The sequence below is a fragment of the Rhodococcus sp. KB6 genome (assembly GCF_001445685.1).
GTDB classification, from domain to species: Bacteria; Actinomycetota; Actinomycetes; order Mycobacteriales; family Mycobacteriaceae; genus Rhodococcus_F; species Rhodococcus_F qingshengii.
Genome location: NZ_LNAK01000043.1, coordinates 450,112 through 467,803, shown reverse-complemented (window position 1 = coordinate 467,803; position 17,692 = coordinate 450,112). Strand labels below are relative to the sequence as shown.

17 protein-coding genes are annotated in these 17,692 nt (G+C 60.1%); 7 read left to right on the top strand and 10 right to left on the bottom strand.

Going from position 1 to position 17,692, the window contains the following annotated elements:
• Positions 1-25 precede the first annotated feature (25 nt).
• Positions 26-979 (bottom strand): membrane protein insertase YidC, encoded by a 954-nt coding sequence (gene yidC, locus ASU23_RS09325; protein ID WP_058037777.1) that lies wholly within the window; start codon positions 977-979, stop codon positions 26-28.
• Positions 980-1,091: 112 nt separating this feature from the next.
• Positions 1,092-1,397, bottom strand: coding sequence for a DUF6412 domain-containing protein (locus ASU23_RS09320; RefSeq protein ID WP_029256089.1), 306 nt, complete (start codon positions 1,395-1,397; stop codon positions 1,092-1,094).
• 389 nt (positions 1,398-1,786) lie between these two features.
• Between ASU23_RS09320 and ASU23_RS09315 the strand changes: the two genes are divergently transcribed.
• Positions 1,787-2,326, top strand: coding sequence for a C40 family peptidase (locus tag ASU23_RS09315; RefSeq protein ID WP_039973374.1), 540 nt, complete (start codon positions 1,787-1,789; stop codon positions 2,324-2,326).
• A gap of 190 nt (positions 2,327-2,516) precedes the next feature.
• Positions 2,517-2,753: a hypothetical protein gene (locus ASU23_RS09310; protein ID WP_007733940.1), complete on the top strand. Its 237-nt coding sequence runs from the start codon at positions 2,517-2,519 to the stop codon at positions 2,751-2,753.
• Here the strand turns inward: ASU23_RS09310 and ASU23_RS09305 are convergent.
• Positions 2,728-5,085, bottom strand: coding sequence for a LuxR C-terminal-related transcriptional regulator (locus tag ASU23_RS09305; protein WP_007733939.1), 2,358 nt, complete (start codon positions 5,083-5,085; stop codon positions 2,728-2,730). The two genes, ASU23_RS09310 and ASU23_RS09305, sit on opposite strands and share 26 nt — an antisense overlap.
• A gap of 196 nt (positions 5,086-5,281) precedes the next feature.
• On the opposite strand from ASU23_RS09305, the gene ASU23_RS09300 reads away from it, so the two are divergent.
• The 3 genes from ASU23_RS09300 (at position 5,282) to ASU23_RS09290 (ending at position 8,424) form a co-directional block, all read left to right on the top strand.
• Entirely contained in the window at positions 5,282-6,007 is a 726-nt protein-coding gene (locus ASU23_RS09300) for a GntR family transcriptional regulator (protein WP_058037903.1), read from the top strand.
• 108 nt (positions 6,008-6,115) lie between these two features.
• Complete coding sequence (locus ASU23_RS09295; protein WP_058037776.1) at positions 6,116-7,690, top strand: NCS1 family nucleobase:cation symporter-1; 1,575 nt, start codon at positions 6,116-6,118, stop codon at positions 7,688-7,690.
• A 5-nt stretch (positions 7,691-7,695) separates the two neighbouring features.
• Positions 7,696-8,424: an aspartate/glutamate racemase family protein gene (locus ASU23_RS09290; protein WP_007733934.1), complete on the top strand. Its 729-nt coding sequence runs from the start codon at positions 7,696-7,698 to the stop codon at positions 8,422-8,424.
• On the opposite strand, the gene ASU23_RS09285 is transcribed toward ASU23_RS09290, so the two are convergent.
• Positions 8,391-9,566 (bottom strand): MFS transporter, encoded by a 1,176-nt coding sequence (locus tag ASU23_RS09285; protein ID WP_003939751.1) that lies wholly within the window; start codon positions 9,564-9,566, stop codon positions 8,391-8,393. The genes ASU23_RS09290 and ASU23_RS09285 overlap by 34 nt on opposite strands.
• Before the next feature lie 98 nt (positions 9,567-9,664).
• The gene (locus tag ASU23_RS09280) at positions 9,665-9,976 is read right to left on the bottom strand and encodes a helix-turn-helix transcriptional regulator (RefSeq protein ID WP_007733929.1); all 312 of its coding nucleotides are present in this window, start codon (positions 9,974-9,976) and stop codon (positions 9,665-9,667) included.
• 341 nt (positions 9,977-10,317) lie between these two features.
• Here ASU23_RS09280 and ASU23_RS09275 point away from each other — a divergent pair, with 341 nt between their 5' ends.
• The gene (locus ASU23_RS09275; protein WP_030535278.1) at positions 10,318-11,565 is read left to right on the top strand and encodes an MCE family protein; all 1,248 of its coding nucleotides are present in this window, start codon (positions 10,318-10,320) and stop codon (positions 11,563-11,565) included.
• An 82-nt stretch (positions 11,566-11,647) separates the two neighbouring features.
• Positions 11,648-12,403 (top strand): class I SAM-dependent methyltransferase, encoded by a 756-nt coding sequence (locus ASU23_RS09270; RefSeq protein WP_058037902.1) that lies wholly within the window; start codon positions 11,648-11,650, stop codon positions 12,401-12,403.
• A 43-nt stretch (positions 12,404-12,446) separates the two neighbouring features.
• Here the strand turns inward: ASU23_RS09270 and ASU23_RS09265 are convergent, their stop codons facing one another.
• The 5 genes from ASU23_RS09265 to puuE form a co-directional block, all read right to left on the bottom strand.
• Positions 12,447-13,199, bottom strand: a complete 753-nt coding sequence (locus ASU23_RS09265) for a MerR family transcriptional regulator (protein ID WP_030535276.1) — start codon at positions 13,197-13,199, stop codon at positions 12,447-12,449.
• Positions 13,200-13,274: 75 nt separating this feature from the next.
• Positions 13,275-14,762, bottom strand: a complete 1,488-nt coding sequence (locus tag ASU23_RS09260) for an NAD(P)/FAD-dependent oxidoreductase (protein WP_156423121.1) — start codon at positions 14,760-14,762, stop codon at positions 13,275-13,277.
• Complete coding sequence (locus ASU23_RS09255) at positions 14,759-15,679, bottom strand: hypothetical protein (RefSeq protein WP_058037775.1); 921 nt, start codon at positions 15,677-15,679, stop codon at positions 14,759-14,761. Before ASU23_RS09255 ends, ASU23_RS09260 begins: the two co-directional genes overlap by 4 nt.
• A gap of 1 nt (position 15,680) precedes the next feature.
• Positions 15,681-16,592, bottom strand: coding sequence for an SDR family NAD(P)-dependent oxidoreductase (locus tag ASU23_RS09250; RefSeq protein ID WP_058037774.1), 912 nt, complete (start codon positions 16,590-16,592; stop codon positions 15,681-15,683).
• A 169-nt stretch (positions 16,593-16,761) separates the two neighbouring features.
• A complete protein-coding gene (gene puuE, locus ASU23_RS09245; RefSeq protein ID WP_003940421.1) occupies positions 16,762-17,691 on the bottom strand; it encodes an allantoinase PuuE in 930 nt (309 codons plus the stop codon).
• Between the last annotated feature and the right edge of the window lies 1 nt (position 17,692).

Here is a 17,692-nt window from a genome sequence, read left to right as displayed (position 1 = left end):
GCCGGTAGGGAGGGGTCGCTTTCCGTCATCGCCTGCGCTTGGCGCGGATGGGCTTGGCGCCCGGCAGCGGCGGTGCAGCCACTCTGGGCGACGGGGGCGCGGCCATTCCGGGAGTCGGCGACGATTCGGCTTCCTTCTGCTCCGCAGCGATGCGTCCGTACACAAAATGCTGTTGTCCCAGCGTCCAGCAGTTGTTACTCACGAAATACAGCAGGATCGCCACGGGCGCGAACGCACCGAAAGCGATCACCCCCACCGGAAACACCCACAATGCGAGCTTGTTCATGATCGCTGTTTGAGGGTTGACGGTTCCGGTGTCCACTTGGCGCGCGATGGATGCCCGCGATGTGAAATGTGTAGCGACGGCGGCAAATATCATCAGCGGTACCGCTACCAGAATGATGGAGATACGGCTGACGTCGCCGAATGCTTCCAGTTGTGCTGCCGGGCTCGAAATCATGGCGGACAACGGTGCGCCGAACAGTTTGGCGTCGAGAAAAGACTGCACGTCCGAGGCACTGAAGAAGTAGTTGGCCGTGTTCGCGTTGTCCGCCACCGACATCGGTTCGGTCGGGCTCAGAAACGGGACGTGCGATGCCGCTCCGGTCCGATTGAACGATCGCAGGACGTGATAAAGACCAATGAACACCGGTGCCTGAACCAGCATCGGCAGACAGCCGAGCAACGGACTGTAATTATGTTCTTTCTGCAGCTTGGCCATCTCTACAGTGAGTTTCTGCCGGTCACCCGAATACTTCTTCTGCAACGCCTTGATCTGAGGTTGCAGCTTCTGCATCACCAGTTGAGTGCGGACCTGCTTGACGAAGGGTTTGAACAGCAGGGCTTTGAGCGTGAAGACGAGAAATACGACCGACAACGCCCACACGACGCCGTTGTCGGGTGATCCGGAGACCAGTGAGAAGACCTTGTGCCAGAACCAGAGGATTCCGGACACGGGGTAGTAGACAAAATCGAGCATGACGAATGAACCTCACCGAAATGCACGCTCAGAGAGATGAGAGCGCGGGAATGGTCGTGGACGCAAGACGTCTGACCGACCTACGACGAGTTCACACCCGCCGACTGCCGATCTACAGACCGATTCCCGGAGCTCGAGGTTGCGGACGACCGGGCGCGTCCGGGCTGCTCTGCCTGCGGAAAGCACCACGCAGGCAGCGTTCGTCATCAGACGGGCCAGTGGCCGAAACCGCGCACAGTTGCAGAAGTTCGTACTTCGAGGAAGTTGCGAGCGCAGCGACCACGAAGACGGCAATCGCAGTTCCCAGCACCGCGGCGCTACCCGAGGAACCAAGCGGAGGCACTGCGAGAAGAGCGATGAACGGCAGCAGAAGCAGCAACAGTGACCGTGTCACCGTTCCTGTGCTCCGCTGTTGCATGACTGCGAGAGTACAGAACGTCCGCCGAATCCAGCCAGACGCTTGCCTCACGTACTTGTTCGCGCAGCCATTTGTGCGCAGGATCGTGGTCCATCCGACCGTGCCACTGTTGAGCGTTGGCGCTCCCGCTGCGAATCGCCTGACCGGAGCCGGGGTGAGGCCGGCCGCCGTGCCCTCCTTGATTCGGATCACGAAAGTCCGTCGAAGTTCTCGCGATCGATCAACAGGCCTTGCACCCACAATGCCGCTCGAAACAGGTATGCACCCCGTCCAACTGACCGATGCGAACACGTCGAGGCGCAACCAGGCTGAGTGTCGCAAGCCGAAGCCCGATCACACCCAGCTGGACACCTGCTTCGGGACGCATCGACGCAAAGGCAACACGAGAAATGTCGCACCACCGATTCACCGACCCCCGCACGAAGAAGCATGCACTCGGAAGGGCGCTTGTCGTCGGCGTTCTTTCCCTGACAACCCTTGCCGTGAGTATCGACACCGCGAACGCTCAGGCCCCCGTGCTTCGGGACTGGAACATCGCCGCAGTTTCCGTCGACACGAATCCGGCGAAGGTGTCAGCTTTCGCTTCCTCGGATACAGGCCGCGTATTGGCAGCCGCAGAGTCCAAGATCGGCGCTCCGTACGTCTGGGGCGCGACCGGGCCGGACTCGTTCGACTGCTCCGGTCTCGTTCAATGGGCCTATGCACAAGCGGGCGTTTCGATTCCGCGAACCAGCTACGACCAGGCGGTTGGCGGCACTCCAGTTTCCCGGGACGATCTACAGCCGGGTGACGTGGTCCTGTACTACGGCGGGGAGCATGTGGGGATCTACGCCGGAGGCGGTGAGATCGTTCACGCCCCGACGTCCGGGGAGTCGGTCGAACGCGCACCCGTGGACTCGATGCCGTACTACCTCGCCCGACGTTACTGACATGAATCCCGCAAGCTCGATGAAACAGCGTGTATCGCGGCGATATTCGAATCGCTCGTCGCGAGCCGAACGATTGACACTCCCCCATTGCGCGGAATGTGATGTCATCCTCTCACCCGCGAGCGCGGTCTGCGCCAGGTGTCGTGGGGCGCGGTTGGACGTGACGCGGTGTTGCGGAGACGGCACTGTCGTGTCCTGGCGAACGGTTCACGGCGACCCCTCGACCGTTCTCGCCATCGTGGAATTGGACGAAGGGCCGTGGCTGTACACTTTCCTCACCGAATCCCCTCGCGCGGATGCGCCTGGACCGCTACGAGTGTCGTTTCAGGGGCGTGAAGAAGGTAAGCGCTACCCGGTGTTCTGCTTGTGCGGCGACGACCGTGGTGAACTGCTATCGGACGTCAACTCCGGCCTGCTGAGCCATTGACCTCACGCGAGTCACGCTCCTGCGCGGTCGAGACGTACCACGCTGCGATCTGCGCTCTGGAACTGAATCCCAGTTTTGTCAGTACGTGTTCCACGTGTCCCTGAGCGGTGCGCAGCGAGATTACCAAGTGCTCCGCAATCGCGCGATTGGTCAACCCTTGGGCAACCAGTTCCGCAACTTGCTGCTCACGAGGAGTGAGGTGAGGCCCTTCAGCCGACGACGCAGTCGTGACACTGGAGCGCTTGTCGAGCGCATATGCGACAGCTTCACCCTCGGACATCGCAAACCCGCTGCGAAACGACTTGTCGAAAGCATCGTCACCCATGGCTTTGCGAGCAGTCTCTGCAGCAGTGTCGTGATGAGCTGACAAACCCGGCAGGCCCGCCAGCCGTCCCCCGACCTTCTGCCAATACATGGCTGCCGCGCCGAGCAGAACCGCTGCATGCTTCCAATCACGTTGCGCTGCAGCAATCCACGCCAACGGCTCGATACACCACGCCGAGTTCATCGGGGCATCGAGAATTCTCAAACTTCGAGTCAAATAGTCACTTGCGGCCTCCAATTCACCTCGGAGCCAGCTCACGAGCCCGAGAGTTCCCAGCGCAAATGCCTGGAACATCATCTCGTCGGCGGGCACGGTGATCGCGAGAATCTCTTCGTTGCACTCCACAGAGCGATCAAGAGCGCCGGACAGGAAGTACGCGACTCCCAAGGTGTCCAGGCCGATCACAACATGCAGCAGATTCTTGTCGAGTCGAAACAGCGTCAACGCGGATTCCAGCTTGGCTGTAGCGGTATCGAAGTTACCTCTGAAGGTATCGACGTATCCGTCTCCCCACGTCGCCAAGCCGCGCGAGCGCACATCCGCCAAGTCGTTTGCCAGGCGCCAACTCTCGTCGACCAACTCTTCTGCCCGTTCGAGTTCCCCCTGCATCGCGTGATTCACGGCGTCGATGGCCAAGACATCCACTCGGAACGGATCCAGCTCTCGATCCTCTGCATTCAAGGCTCGATCCGTCCAGTAACGCGCCTGCACAAGTAATCCACCTGCAAGCCAGAATCTGTACAACGCACCGACCATTCGCGTTGCAGATCGCGCCTCTCCGGCAGTGGAAATCGAGTACTCCAACGCATCGTTGACGTTGCGCTGTTCACGACCGAGCCTTGCGATCCAGGCAGCTTGCCGGCCACTGATCCACTCGGCTTCCGCATGAACGACCAGTGCCTCGAACCAATCACGATGGCTTCGACGCAGAGCGGAATACTCACCGGCGGACTCCAACTTTTCATGTCCGTACTCCCGGAGTAGGTCGAGGAGGTGGTACCGAACATCCCCGTCGGTTTCCTCACGAATCAGGATGGACTTCTCGACCAACGCGGTGACGAGATCGAGCACTTCGGTCGAATTCATGTCCTGCCCACACACGCCCTCAGCGGCGTCGAGGTCGAACCCACCCGAGAACACCGACAACCTCCCCCACAACTGCTGTTCGGTTGGCGAGCAGAGGTCGTAACTCCAATCGATCGACAATCGCAGCGTCTGTTGACGACTCGGAACGTCGCGTCCACCCGTTGTAAGAAGTCGGTATCGATCCGAGAGCCTGTTCATGATCTGCTCAGCAGACATACCACGCAGGCGAGCTGCCGCCAGTTCGATCGGAAGTGGGAGTCCATCCAAGTCGTGACAGATATGCGCAACGGCGCGCTTGTTCTCCTCGGTGAGGGTGAAACCAGGTACGACGGAAGCCGCACGCTCGGTGAACAACGACACCGATTCGTACTGGGCAATTCCCTCGAATTCGGGCGGCTGTTGCTGCGGTGTGGTGAGTGAGGGAACGCGCATCGTCACCTCACCGCCCAGGCCCAGCGATTCGCGGCTCGTCGCCAGGATCTTGACGCCGGCACATCGCCGTAGGATCGCGCCTACGAACACAGCGACGGCATCGACCAGATGTTCACAGTTGTCGAGCACCAACAGCAGACTCCGATCGGCGCAGTAGTCGATCAATGCCTGCAGCGGGTCCGCCGACGAGACCGACCGGACACCAAGGGTCACGGCGACATGATCTTCGAGGAGATCCGAATCTGTCTGCTCCCCCAGTTCCACCAACCAGGCACCGTCTCGAAACACCCTTTGCAACGCGCCCGCAAGTCGGATCGCGAGCCGTGTCTTGCCCACGCCACCGATCCCGGTGAGTGTCAACAAACGGGACGTCTCGAACAATCTCCTGGCGTCGGCCAACTCACGCCGACGACCGACGAAACTCGTCAGCTCCAAGGGCAGGTTGCCGACAACTCGCTGGTCGGCTTCTGAGCGCACAGCGGATGCCATCGACCGACTCGCTTTCTGCCATACCACTACACAACAACGCTACCCCCACGATCGGCCTCCCGAGCAGCACTCACGCGAGCATGTGATCGGAGCCCACTTGTTCTCCCCCGAGTGCGAGATGCACGACGGCCACACCGGTGTCACGCAGACGAAACAACGTATTCCTACTCTGGCAGACAGACGAAGGGAGAGCGACATGCCGCCGCGCCGTAGATCGGTACTGCTGACGCAACTGGTAATCGATGCTCCCGGAAGTCCCCAACAAACGATCCTCGACGAACTGCGGCGAGTGATTCTGTCGGGTTCGGCGCCTCCGGGTACCCCGATTCCTCTCGGCGACGTGGCTGATGTGTTCGGTGTCAGTCGAATACCTGTGCGGGAATCACTGAAAACACTGGTCGGAGAGTCCTTGGTCGACCATCGACATCAATTCGGCTACACCGTTGCTCAGCTGACGCCGGCAGAACTGCGAGAGATGTACATCGTCCGCGAAACTCTCGAATCAGCTGCATTGGCCGTCGCCGTCGAGCAGGCAACCGAAGAGGATCACGAACACGCCGTCGAGGTGAACTCCCGTTTGGAGATCGCGTTGCGCTACGACGACTCTCAGTCCTATCACTGTGAGAGCCGAAACTTTCATCTCGCACTGACCCGACCGTCGCAAATGCTTCGACTTCTGCACATGTTCGAAGCTGCCTGGAACATCACCGAACCTGTACAGCCGATGGTCCATGTTGCCGGCGTCGATCGCCAGGTTCTGCACTCCGATCACACCGCGATGCTGGACGCATTCCTGCGTCGGGACGCATCCGCACTTCTGAGCGCTTCCGAAATCCATCATCGCCGACTCGATACCGTGATCGCGACTCTACCGACAGACACCGGTCTATTGGCCGAAAAAGATATACCGATCACGCAATAGTCGTGCAACACAGCATCGATACCTTTCTCTCAACACAGTTTTCATCACTGACGCTGAGAGCTCGTGGCACCGTCCGCTGATTTCCTGCACTGATGCACAGGAGCTGTCATGACCGACATTCTTCCGTCCCGAACGACCACTACCCCCACTCCCCCAAAGGAAACCGGATCGGGTGACCTTGTCGAAGCCGCGGGTCACCCTGTCGGAAGCGGCCTGATCAAGCCGGGCTACGACCCTCGTTTGACCAACGAGGACTTGGCGCCGCTTCGCAAGCAGACCTGGTCGTCGTACAACATCTTCGCCTTCTGGATGTCCGACGTACACAGCGTCGGCGGATATGTCACTGCCGGTAGTCTTTTCGCACTGGGATTGGCCAGCTGGCAAGTACTCGTCGCCCTGCTGGTCGGTATCACGATCGTCTACTTCTTCTGCAATCTCGTCGCCAAGCCCAGCCAAGTTACCGGCGTGCCGTATCCGGTGATCTGCCGCAGCGTGTTCGGCGTCCTCGGCGCGAACATCCCGGCAATCATTCGTGGCCTGATTGCCGTGGCTTGGTATGGAATTCAAACCTTCCTCGCTTCAGCAGCCCTCGATGTCGTACTGATCAAACTCTTTCCGTCACTCGCGCCCTATGCCGTCGTCGAAGACTACGGATTCGCCGGACTCTCCGCACTGGGCTGGGGAAGTTTCATGCTCCTGTGGGTACTTCAGGCCTGTGTCTTCTGGCGAGGCATGGAATCGATCCGCCGCTTCATCGACTTCTGCGGGCCGGCTGTGTATGTCGTGATGTTCATGCTGTGCGGCTACCTGATCTACAAGGCAGGCTGGAGCGCCATCGATCTCACGCTCGGCGACGTCAAGTACTCGGGTTTCGACGCCGTGCCGGTCATGCTCGGTGCGATCGCTCTGGTTGTCTCGTACTTCTCCGGACCGATGCTCAACTTCGGCGACTTCTCCCGCTACGGAAAGTCGTTCACTGCCGTCAAGAAGGGCAACTTCCTCGGTTTGCCGTTGAACTTCCTCGTATTCTCGGTGTTGGTCGTCGTCACTGCATCGTTGACGCTGCCGGTGTACGGCGAACTGATCACCGATCCCGTTGCGACCGTTGCACGAATCGACAGCACCTTCGCCATCGTTCTCGGCGCACTCACCTTCACCATCGCCACGATCGGCATCAACATCGTGGCCAACTTCATTTCCCCGGCCTTCGACTTCTCCAACGTGAGTCCGCAGAAGATCAGCTGGCGCGCCGGCGGAATGATCGCAGCGATCGGCTCGATCCTCATCACGCCGTGGAACTTGTACAACAATCCGGACGTCATTCACTACACACTCGAAACCCTCGGAGCCTTCATCGGTCCGCTGTTCGGAATTCTGATTGCCGACTACTACCTCGTGCGCAAGCAGAAGGTCATCGTCGACGAACTGTTCAGCATGTCGCCGACCGGAACCTACTGGTACAGCAAGGGATACAACCCTGCTGCAGTGATCGCCACCGTGGTGGGAGCCGTCGTCGCGATGGTCCCGGTCCTGGGCAAGGACCTCACCGGGATGTACACCGCAGCGCAGTACAGCTGGTTCATCGGTTGTGGGCTCGGATTCACCGTCTATTACCTACTCGCCGCGCGCTCTTCCTCAGCTGTCCGGAATGCTTCCTCTCCCGACACTGTGACGGTCGACTGATCGTCATGAGAATCAAGGTGATCAACCCCAACACCACGTGGGCGATGACCGCCAAGATCGAGGAATGTGCCCGGACCGTCGCAGGCTCGGGCACATTCGTCGAGGCTGTCAGCCCTGCCATGGGTCCCGCGTCGATCGAAAGCCACTACGACGAAGCTCTCAGCGTCCCCGGAATCCTGACCGAGATCGCCGCCGGAGAAAAGAACGAAGTCGACGGCTACGTCATCGCTTGCTTCGGTGACCCAGGTCTTGATGCAGCCCGAGAGTTGGCCAAGGGCCCCGTCGTAGCTGTTGCCGAAGCGGCCATGAACTACGCAAGTTTCCTGGGTCGCGGATTCAGCATCGTGACCACTCTCGGTCGAACCCGCGGCCGCGCAGCCGATCTGGTGGACCGGTACGGCATGCAGGCTCGGTGCCGGGGTATCCACTCCTGCGAGATTCCGGTTCTGGAACTCGATCGTGATCCCGACGCGCGAAAGGTGATCTTGGAAGCCTGTTTCGACGCATTGGAGCAAGACGACTCGGACGTCCTCGTGCTGGGTTGCGCCGGCATGGCGGACCTGTGCCAGGACTTGTCCGACGAACTGGGTGTCCCGGTAGTCGACGGCGTTGCCGCTGGGGTCACGATGGTTCAGTCGTTGGTCACCCTCGGACTGTCGACCAGTTCGCGCGGCGAGTTCGCACGGCCACTTCCCAAGAACTACACCGGTACACTGACACCGTTCTCGCTGTGAGCGTGCCTGAGCGAGAGTCGAACACCTGTCACCAGCAGCGCCAGGATCGCGAACAATACTCCAGCCCAGACTAATTGGCGGGTTTCGAAATGCGCGAGAAACAGTCCACCGACCGCAGTGCCGAGCGTGATCCCCAGGTTGGAGAACGAGATGAAAAGGCTGTTGCCGAATTCAGGCGCGTCGACTGCGTCTCGCCCCATCCAGCTCTGCGAAACCACCAGTCCACCGGAATGCACTACACCCCAAACCAACACGGCTACAACCATCGCGCCGAAGTACGGGCCCGCCAGATAGAGCATCACGTAGACGACGATGTACAGCAAGGGAAAAGCCACAACCGTGCGCACCACCCCCTTGGCGAGCAGAGCCCCGAAGACGAAGTTGCCGAAGATCATCACGACACCGAAAGCCAAGAGCATCGCGCTGATCCACGATCCGCTCATGCCGGTCACTTCGCCGAGGTATTCGGCAAAGTATCCGTACACCGAGAACATGGCTGCGAAGACGAAGGTGACGGAAAGAATGGTCAACCACACGCGCGGCCGGCGAAGTATCCCGACCTGTGCACCGTACGACAGGCGTTGTGTCACAGGAGCCGAGGGCAGAAGTACGACAATTCCGAGAAACGCGAGAACGTTGACCACGGCTCCGAACACGAATGCTGTCGACACCGAAAAGTTCTCGGCCAAATAGGACGTCAAGGGCACGCCGAACGCGAATCCGACTGTGACGCCTGCAAATACCTTGGTCACCGCGGCGGTCGCCTGTTCCGGCGATACCAGACGAACCGCACTTGCAAGCGCGACAGCGAAGAAGACCGGATGAACCACGGCGGGGATGATCCGAAATGCAAACATCACCTCGAAACTCGATGTGGTCGCATACACCACATTTGAGACCGCAAAGACTGCAATCGCCACCAACAGAACGGTTCTCCTGTTGATTCCCGAGGTGATCAGCGTTGTGAACGGACCGGTCACCGCCACGACGAGTGCAAACACACCGACCAACCATCCGGCAGTCGACGCGGTGATACCGAACTTTTCGCTGATCTGAGGCAGAACCCCGATAATGCCCATCTCCGTAGTGATGATTCCGAATACACCCAACGCCAGAACCGGTATCAACAATTTCGACTTCACGACACACTCCTCACTACTTCGTCACACAAGAAAGTTACATATCTAGATATGTAGATATATTTGGTTGAACAACCCAGCCGACGAGGGCAATTCGGCCGCTACAGCTTTTCGCGAACGAATTCCCTGAACTCGCCGATCACGGATTCGTTTCGTCGGTAATACGTCCACTTCCCGATGCGCTCGGACTCGAGCAGACCCACATCTTTCATGCCCTGCAGGTACCCCGAGATCACCGACTGGGCAAGTCCCGATCGCCCCTGGATGTCACCCACACAGACTCCGATGTGAAACCCGAGATCCTGCTGCGTATACGAGTCCTCGTCGAAGTACTTCGCCGGGTGCGCGAGCCACTCCATGATCTGCAGGCGAGTCGGGTTGGACAGCGCCTTGAAGATCGCCAAAGCATCCATGGACCACACCCCTCTGCACGACAACCGGAACGCATCTACTTTTATGGATATGTTTGGCGAAGTCAAGCCCGATCCGGACCGAAAGCCGTCTGCATCACATCGAAGCATTCGAAGTGAGCTGCGACACTTACGTTTCGACGACCTGCGGAAATCTCAGCGCCGACTTTCTATCTGTGACGACTTGTTTATAGTTATCGCCAACAACGAATTGCCGGAAGTTTTCGGTTCACCTCAGAACGTCCGTGGGTGAACACAATTCGCTCAACACCAGCCGTACCCGGCTTGTCATTCGGGAGTCGAACCATGAACACACCGCATCAGTTCAGGGTCGTCACCTCATGGTGATGTCGAAGCTCGCCAAATGGCAGCTGGTCGCCCTCGTCGTGGTTGCACTCCTGGGCTTGATCTATGTCGGAGCGAAATACGTACGGCTGGACAATCTTCTGGGATTCGGCCAATACACGGTCAAAACCGAACTGGCGACGTCCGGTGGCATCTTCACCAACGCCGAAGTGACCTATCGCGGTGTACCCGTCGGACGCGTCGGTGACATGTCGCTCACGTCCGACGGAATCGAAGTCGACCTGTTGATCGACAGCAGTGCTCCTCAGATTCCCGCATCCGCGCGGGCCGTGGTGGCCAATCGCTCAGCCATCGGCGAGCAGTACGTCGACCTTCAGCCCGATACCGACCAGGGCCCGTTCCTCGAAGACGGCTCGGTGATCGCCGTGGGCGACACAACCACGCCGATCCCGATCGAGAATGTCTTGACCAGCGCCAACGGTCTGGTGCACTCCGTTCCGGTCGACGCACTCCACACCGTCGCGAAAGAACTCGGCGCGGCATTCAACGGCAAGGGCGAAGATCTGCAGGTACTTGCCGACTCGCTGTCGGGGATCTCCCAGTCGGGCCTCGACACCCTTCCCCAGACCCTCGGACTGATCCGTGACAGCCAGACGGTGCTCACGACCCAGTCCGATCAATCGTCGGCGATCAAGCAGTTCAGCACCGACCTCGACGCACTGACGGCGCAATTGCGCACCAGCGACCCCGACATCCGACGCGTGATCGACAACGGCATACCGGCCAGCGAACAAGTCGGCTCTCTCGTCACCGAAGCCGGCCCCGCGCTCACGACCAACCTCTCCAACCTCTCCGCCGTTGCAGCGGCAGCCGCACCGACACTGCCCTCGCTGCAGCCCTTCCTGCTCTTCCTGCCTGCGCTCGCCGGGGCGGCGCCCACCGTTGCACCGGGAGACGGCACAGTACATCTGGGCTTGGTACTCGAGACCAACAACCCGCTCTCGTGCACCGTCGGTTACGAAGGGACCATGGCGATCCTCGACGAGATGAAGCGCAAGGACCCGAACTTCGACGACACGACGCAGAACTTCCCGTTGAACACTGCCGCCAACTGCCAGGCACCTCAGGGCAGCGAAACGGGGGTTCGTAGCGCCAACCGCATCGCGTTCGCCGACCCGAACACCTCGCAACCGTGGGACGGCAAGCCCAAGGTGGACCCGGACAAGCTCAACCTGAACCCGATTGCCACTCAACTCGCACCGATGCTCGGCGCCACCCCGAAGTAGCCGTAAACAACTGGCACCGTCGACCCTCCGCGACGATGATGATGTGATGTCGGAAGGAACGCCTGAAGGCGAGCCACAGAGCATGTCACGAGGTTTCGACGAACTTGTCGCCGAAGCGGAATCCGCCTCCGTCGACGGGTGGGATTTCTCGTGGCTCGACGGACGCGCCACGGAGCAGCGTCCGTCGTGGGGGTACCAGAGGCTGATGGGTGAACGTCTCGGCCGCGCCGGCGCCGCATTGGACATCCAGACCGGCGGCGGCGAAGTCCTCGCCGCTGCACCGTCACTCCCGCCGGTGATGGCTGCAACCGAATCCTGGCCACCGAACATCGCCAAGGCCACCGCCCTTCTGCGTCCCCGAGGTGTGGTGGTGGTCGCGGATCAGGACGAGCCGCCGCTACCGTTCGCCGATTCGGCTTTCGACCTCGTGACCAGCCGACACCCAGCGACGGTGTGGTGGACCGAAATCGCGCGGGTACTCGAACCGGGAGGAACGTACTTCGCTCAACATGTGGGTCACGCCAGCGTGTTCGAACTGGTCGAGTACTTTCTCGGTCCTCAGCCGCAGGCTCGTCGCGGACGGCACCACGAGGACGAAACTGCCGACGCGATTGCGGCCGGGCTCACCCTCGTCGACCTTCGCTTCGAGCGTCTGCGCATGGAATTCTTCGACATCGGCGCCGTTGTCTACTTCTTACGCAAGGTGATCTGGATGGTTCCGGGATTCACCGTCGCGCAGTATCGGGACCGGCTCCGCGAACTCGATCAGCAGATCCGTCGCGACGGATCTTTTGTCGCGCACTCGAGTCGATTCCTGATCGAGGCACGCAAGAGCTGAGCGCACCGCGACGGGCCGCACATCCCGAACGTGATCGATGCTGCTAGTCGGACTCGTCGGCGTCGCTCCGCGAGCCGATCGCAGCGGCAAGATAGTCGCCGAGTTCACGCTGAAGGTTCGCGTCGAGTGCCCGGGCCAGTGCCGAATGTACCGACGCCACACCGAGTTCACGCATCGTCTGGAGCATCTCGGCTGTTCCGGCAACCTCGTCGCCCTCCGGGAGCCAACCGACCCCGTGCTGATCGACGATGCGATCCTTCGCCGCCTGAATCAGGTCTTTGGCGATCCCGTCCACAGCGTTGTGAAGCTTTTCGTGCACATCGACCAGTTGATCGAGAGTGAAACCGTAGTCGAGGAGACTCGAAAATCCGCTGAGCAAAGCAGGATCGGTGAAAACGCAGTTCTCTCCTTCGATCTGTACCAGTCCGAGATCTACGAGACGATCCAGTTGACCATCTGCATCTCCCCCGAGAAACTCGCGTACGACGGCCATCTCGATACTCACGGTGTCGCTGCGGGACCATGGTTCGGTGACCGCGTGCTGCAGACCCAGCACCTCTGTCAGGTCTTTCCCGCTTTCCCACCCGGTGATGAAGTCGTCGATATGCGCAGTGGTGAAACCTCGTTGAAGAAGCGTGTCGATCAGCTTGAGGCGTTCGAGGTGCGCGTCGCCGTAGATGCCTACCCGCCCACGTTTCTCCGGCGGAGGAAGCAATCCACGTTCCTGATATGCCCGTACATTCCGCGAGGTGGTGCCCGCAGCGCGCGCTAGATCGTCGATGCGGTACTCGGTCACCGCCTCGTCTCCTCTGCCGCGTCGGTCGTCACGATTCCAACTTAGTGGCAACACCAGGCCGATCAGAACCCGGGATCAGGTCTGCGCGGTGTCTTTCTCGCGCACCGTGCTCGTGTAGTCCCGAAGATCCACCGATTTCAATTGGTTCACGTACTGGGTCGCGAAACCGGGAAACATAGTGGCATTGAATCCTTCGTCGGTGAGATACCAACTCGAACATCCCGAGTTCCACGTGGTCTTCGACAGCCGACGCTGCAACTCGACGTTGTACGCATCTTCGACATCTTGACGAACATCGAGTGCCTTGAGGTCGCGCTCGAGAACGATCTTGATCGCTTGGGCGAGATAGTCGAGTTGCGCTTCCATGTACACAAGGGCGGAGCTGTGCCCCGGACCCGAGTTGGGTCCGAAGGTGAAATACAGGTTGGGATAACCGGATACCGCAATGCTCTTGTACGCACGCGCCCCGGATTTCCACTCCTGAGCGAGCACACGTCCGTCCCGGCCGATGATCGGGACCGGTGTTCCGGTCTTGCAAACGTCGAAGCCGGTGGCGAAGACGATGCAGTCGAATTGATGCTCGATCCCTTCGACCGTGCGAATGCCATGTGGCGCCAATCTCGCGATCGGCCAGGTCACGAGTGTGCAATTGTCTTGCTGGAGAGCCGGGTAATACTCGCTGGTCATCAGCAACCGCTTGCACCCTGCCCGAAAGTCGGGAGTGAGTTGTCGCCGCAACCACGGGTCCTTCACCTGCATGCGCAGATGAAGACGCCCGACTGTTTCCACCACCCTCGTCAACGGGGATTCCCACACCACCCCGAGAGCTACCGATTCGTGTCCCCAGTACCAAGCCCGACGCGCCAGAGTCTGGACGACCGGATGACGACGGTACAGATCCTTCGTGCGAGATCGGGTGCGTAGGTTTGCTCGCGGCAATGCCCATCCCGGTGTTCGTTGGAAAACCTTCACTGATCGTGCAGTTTTCACGAGTTCCGGGACGATCTGGACGCCACTGGCCCCGGTTCCGATCACTGCGACCCGCTTGTCGGTGAAGTCGTAGTCATGGTCCCAGCGAGCACTGTGAATCTTGTGTCCTTCGTAGCTCTCCAAACCCGGAACAGCAGGAAAGCTGACGTTCGCCAGCGGACCGGACGCCATGACGACGGTCCGGGCAATGACCGCTTCACGGCCCTCGAGCGCGATCGCCCAGACACCTGTCTGCTCGTCCCACTCGACGCCCGTGACGTTGCACCGAAACCGAATCTTCGGCTCGAGGCCGAACTCTTTCACCATCGTTCGGATGTAGCCGAGGATCTCCGCGCTGGCCGAGTAGGTGTGCGACCAGTCCGGGTTCGGGGCGAAACTGTACGAGTACAGACGGGACGGAATGTCGCACGCAGCTCCCGGATACGTGTTGTCGCGCCACGTCCCGCCGACCTCCGTGCCGCGTTCGAGAATGACGAAGTCCTCGATACCGTTCTGCTTCAACCGAATCGCCGCTCCGATTCCTGCGAAACCTCCACCGATGATCGCCACTGACAGTGGCACGGCAGTACTCATGCGAGTGGCTCGTACGTAAGTTCTTTGGCCCAGGTCGGCTCGGAATTGAGCCTGCTGCCGGAAAGTCGGCCAGTGACCTTGACCATCCGATCGGCAAGCAGATGGTAGGGATGGTTGCGATTGATGACCATGTTGCCGTGCCACTTCACCACCCGATACATCGGGACGCGGAGCGCGGCCGGACTCCGTTCGCCTACGTTCCTGAATCGCTTCATCGCGGTGTAGAGCCGTTCCTCGTTCACTCCCATGTCGACGATGTTGTCGCGCATCTTGTTCAGCAGCGGGATGTAGCGAAGTGTCCCGATGATCAACGCCGGATTCAACCAGGCGCCGACGGTTTCGACAACGAGCTTGCGCGTCGTCGAGTGCCCGAGCATCTCGATCACCGCAAAATCGACCGCCAGATGCCTGGACTCGTCTGCATTGATCTTCTTGAACACAGCCTGACAGACCGGATCCTCGATCTCGTCCATGATGAACTTGACCAGGGCTCCGTCGAGCGCCACCTCGAGCATCGGTATGACGGTCCCGAGAATCGAGAGCGACAAACCGTCGGAATGCTTGTCCAGCCAGTCGATGACGAGCTTGACGTTGATGTTGGGCTCGGGCATCTCGTCGCCGTCCAGCATTCCCCACCGACGCATCAGCGCGAGTTCGGCGTTGGCGTGCTTCTGTTCCTCGGCGTGGAAATGCCGATAGATGTCTCGGAGAGTTTCAGTCGGCGCCTTGATAGCCATCGCAGCGAAGCCACGGGCACCGACGTTCTCGATCCACATCAGGTCCGACATGAACGGTTTCAGCTTCGCATGAAGCTCTGGACTGATCGTCTCGGCGCCCGGAGCATCCCAGTCGATGTCCACCAGAGCCCATTGGCGGTCCTTGATCTTGTGCAGCATGCCGTCGAAATCGAAGGACATGTCACGCTCCTTTCGTGCTCGGCGAGTTCGTCTCCGGCGCCGCCGAAGTTTCAGATGATCCCGACTTCTGTTTCGGTGCAAAGCGATTGAGAACTCCACAGCCCCACGTGTATGCAACGGGTAGATACCGTTTGAGTCGCCAGATCACCTTCGCATCGAACTGCGGCACCACGTAGAGTCGACCCTTGTCGTAGGCGTCGAGAGTGGTGACGGCGATGCGCTCCGGCGAAAAGCCGGTTCGCCGCATCAACGCTTGCGCCAATTGTGTTGCTTCCGCGGTGATTCGGCCGTCGAGAGCAACATTTGTCTTGACGAAGGTCGGACACAGCACCGTCACCCGCACTCCCGTACCGGCAAGTTCAGCGGACAAGGTCTCCGAGAGCGACATCACGGCGGCTTTACCGACGTTGTAGGGCGCCATCAGCGGCGCAGCCGCAAACCCAGCAGCCGAGGCCACGTTGATGAATCCCCCGGCCCCGCTCGCACGCAGTTGTGGAGCAAATATCTCACAGCCGTGCACGACACCCCACAGATTGATCCCGAGTGCCCACTCCCAATCGTCGAAACCGATCTCGCCCACCGGTTTTCCACCGATACCCACCCCGGCATTGTTGATCACCAACGAAAGCGGACCCGCAAGTTCGAGTTCCGCGAACAACGCCAGGTCCTGAACCTGCTCACGAATTGACACATCGCATTTGACGGCGTGCGCGGTACCACCGATCTCATCGATGAGTGCCACTGTTTCCTTGGCCCGTTCCAGCGAGATATCCGCGCAGATCACCTCACCGCCTCTGCGCGCCAACTCCAACGAAAAGGCACGGCCGATTCCGCTGCCGGCGCCGGTCACCACTGCGCGGGCATTGTGGGACGACTTCGATCCGCGGTTCTTGGTCGGTTTCCTGGTCGGCACCGGTCGGCTCACCTTGAAGACGCTTCGACTGCTGTGTGTTTCTCCATCTCCAAAGAGTCATCCACAACCGTGCCAGTTGTCAATGGCCTAGAATTCGATGGCGGAATACGCGGCAGTCGAACCAGTACCCGGACTGCTCGAATGAAGTCTTTTGTCGACCGACCGTGACCTAAACGGGGTGCGCGGTCTTCCAATGCTCGGCGATGTCGATGCGCCGCGCGATCCAGACCTTCTCGTGTGACTGCACGTGGTCCAGAAATCGCTCGAGAGCGGCCGCACGGGCAGGGCGGCCGACTATGCGGCAGTGCAACCCGATCGAGAGCATCTTGGGCGATCCGGCCGTCCCCTCCGCATACAGCACGTCGAAGGCATCGCGTAGGTGCGCAAAGAACTGATCACCGCTGGGAAATCCTGCGGGAGAGGCGAAACGCATGTCGTTGGTGTCAAGGGTGTACGGGACGACCAGGTGCTTCACCGATTCTGCGCCACGCGGAACGTCGACCCAGTACGGCAGATCGTCGGCGTATGAATCGGAGTCGTAGACGAAGCCGCCGTGCTCGACCACCAATTCGCGGGTGTTCGGTGAATCGCGCCCGGTGTACCAACCGAGAGGCGCCGAACCCGTCAGATCTCGCAGAATCTGCACTGCCTCGGCCATGTCTGCGCGTTCGCGCTCGATGTCCACGGATTGGTAAGACTTCCAACGTAATCCGTGGCACGCGATCTCGTGGCCCAACTCCTGAAAAGCACTGACTGCTTCGGGGTTCCGCTGCATCGCCCGCGCCACCGCAAAGACTGTGAGAGGCAGGTTTCGCCGCTCGAAGGTTCGCAGTACACGCCACAACCCGGCCCGGGAGCCGTACTCGTACAGCGATTCCATGCTCATGTGTCGATTCGGAAATGCCTCTGCCGGAGTCATTTCCGACAGAAATGTTTCCGAAGCCGCGTCCCCGTCCAGGACGTTGTTCTCGGCTCCCTCTTCGTAGTTGAGCACGAACTGAACCGCTATCCGCGCGTCGCCGGGCCAGTGCGGATGCGGCGGATGAGGGCCGTACCCCACCATGTCCCGGGGATAGTCGTCGCGCGGATAGTCGCTCATG

What these genes read in the sequence shown, in the direction of transcription:
- ASU23_RS09255 (WP_058037775.1), bottom strand. Translation starts at nt 15,679, where the DNA reads ATGTCCTTCGATTTCGACGGCATGCTGCACAAGATCAAGGACCGCCAA.
- ASU23_RS09260 (WP_156423121.1), bottom strand. Translation starts at nt 14,762, where the DNA reads ATGAGTACTGCCGTGCCACTGTCAGTGGCGATCATCGGTGGAGGTTTC.
- ASU23_RS09270 (WP_058037902.1), top strand. Translation starts at nt 11,648, where the DNA reads ATGTCACGAGGTTTCGACGAACTTGTCGCCGAAGCGGAATCCGCCTCC.
- ASU23_RS09320 (WP_029256089.1), bottom strand. Translation starts at nt 1,397, where the DNA reads ATGCAACAGCGGAGCACAGGAACGGTGACACGGTCACTGTTGCTGCTT.
- ASU23_RS09300 (WP_058037903.1), top strand. Translation starts at nt 5,282, where the DNA reads ATGCCGCCGCGCCGTAGATCGGTACTGCTGACGCAACTGGTAATCGAT.
- ASU23_RS09305 (WP_007733939.1), bottom strand. Translation starts at nt 5,085, where the DNA reads ATGGCATCCGCTGTGCGCTCAGAAGCCGACCAGCGAGTTGTCGGCAAC.
- puuE (WP_003940421.1), bottom strand. Translation starts at nt 17,691, where the DNA reads ATGAGCGACTATCCGCGCGACGACTATCCCCGGGACATGGTGGGGTAC.
- yidC (WP_058037777.1), bottom strand. Translation starts at nt 979, where the DNA reads ATGCTCGATTTTGTCTACTACCCCGTGTCCGGAATCCTCTGGTTCTGG.
- ASU23_RS09290 (WP_007733934.1), top strand. Translation starts at nt 7,696, where the DNA reads ATGAGAATCAAGGTGATCAACCCCAACACCACGTGGGCGATGACCGCC.
- ASU23_RS09280 (WP_007733929.1), bottom strand. Translation starts at nt 9,976, where the DNA reads ATGGATGCTTTGGCGATCTTCAAGGCGCTGTCCAACCCGACTCGCCTG.
- ASU23_RS09295 (WP_058037776.1), top strand. Translation starts at nt 6,116, where the DNA reads ATGACCGACATTCTTCCGTCCCGAACGACCACTACCCCCACTCCCCCA.
- ASU23_RS09315 (WP_039973374.1), top strand. Translation starts at nt 1,787, where the DNA reads ATGTCGCACCACCGATTCACCGACCCCCGCACGAAGAAGCATGCACTC.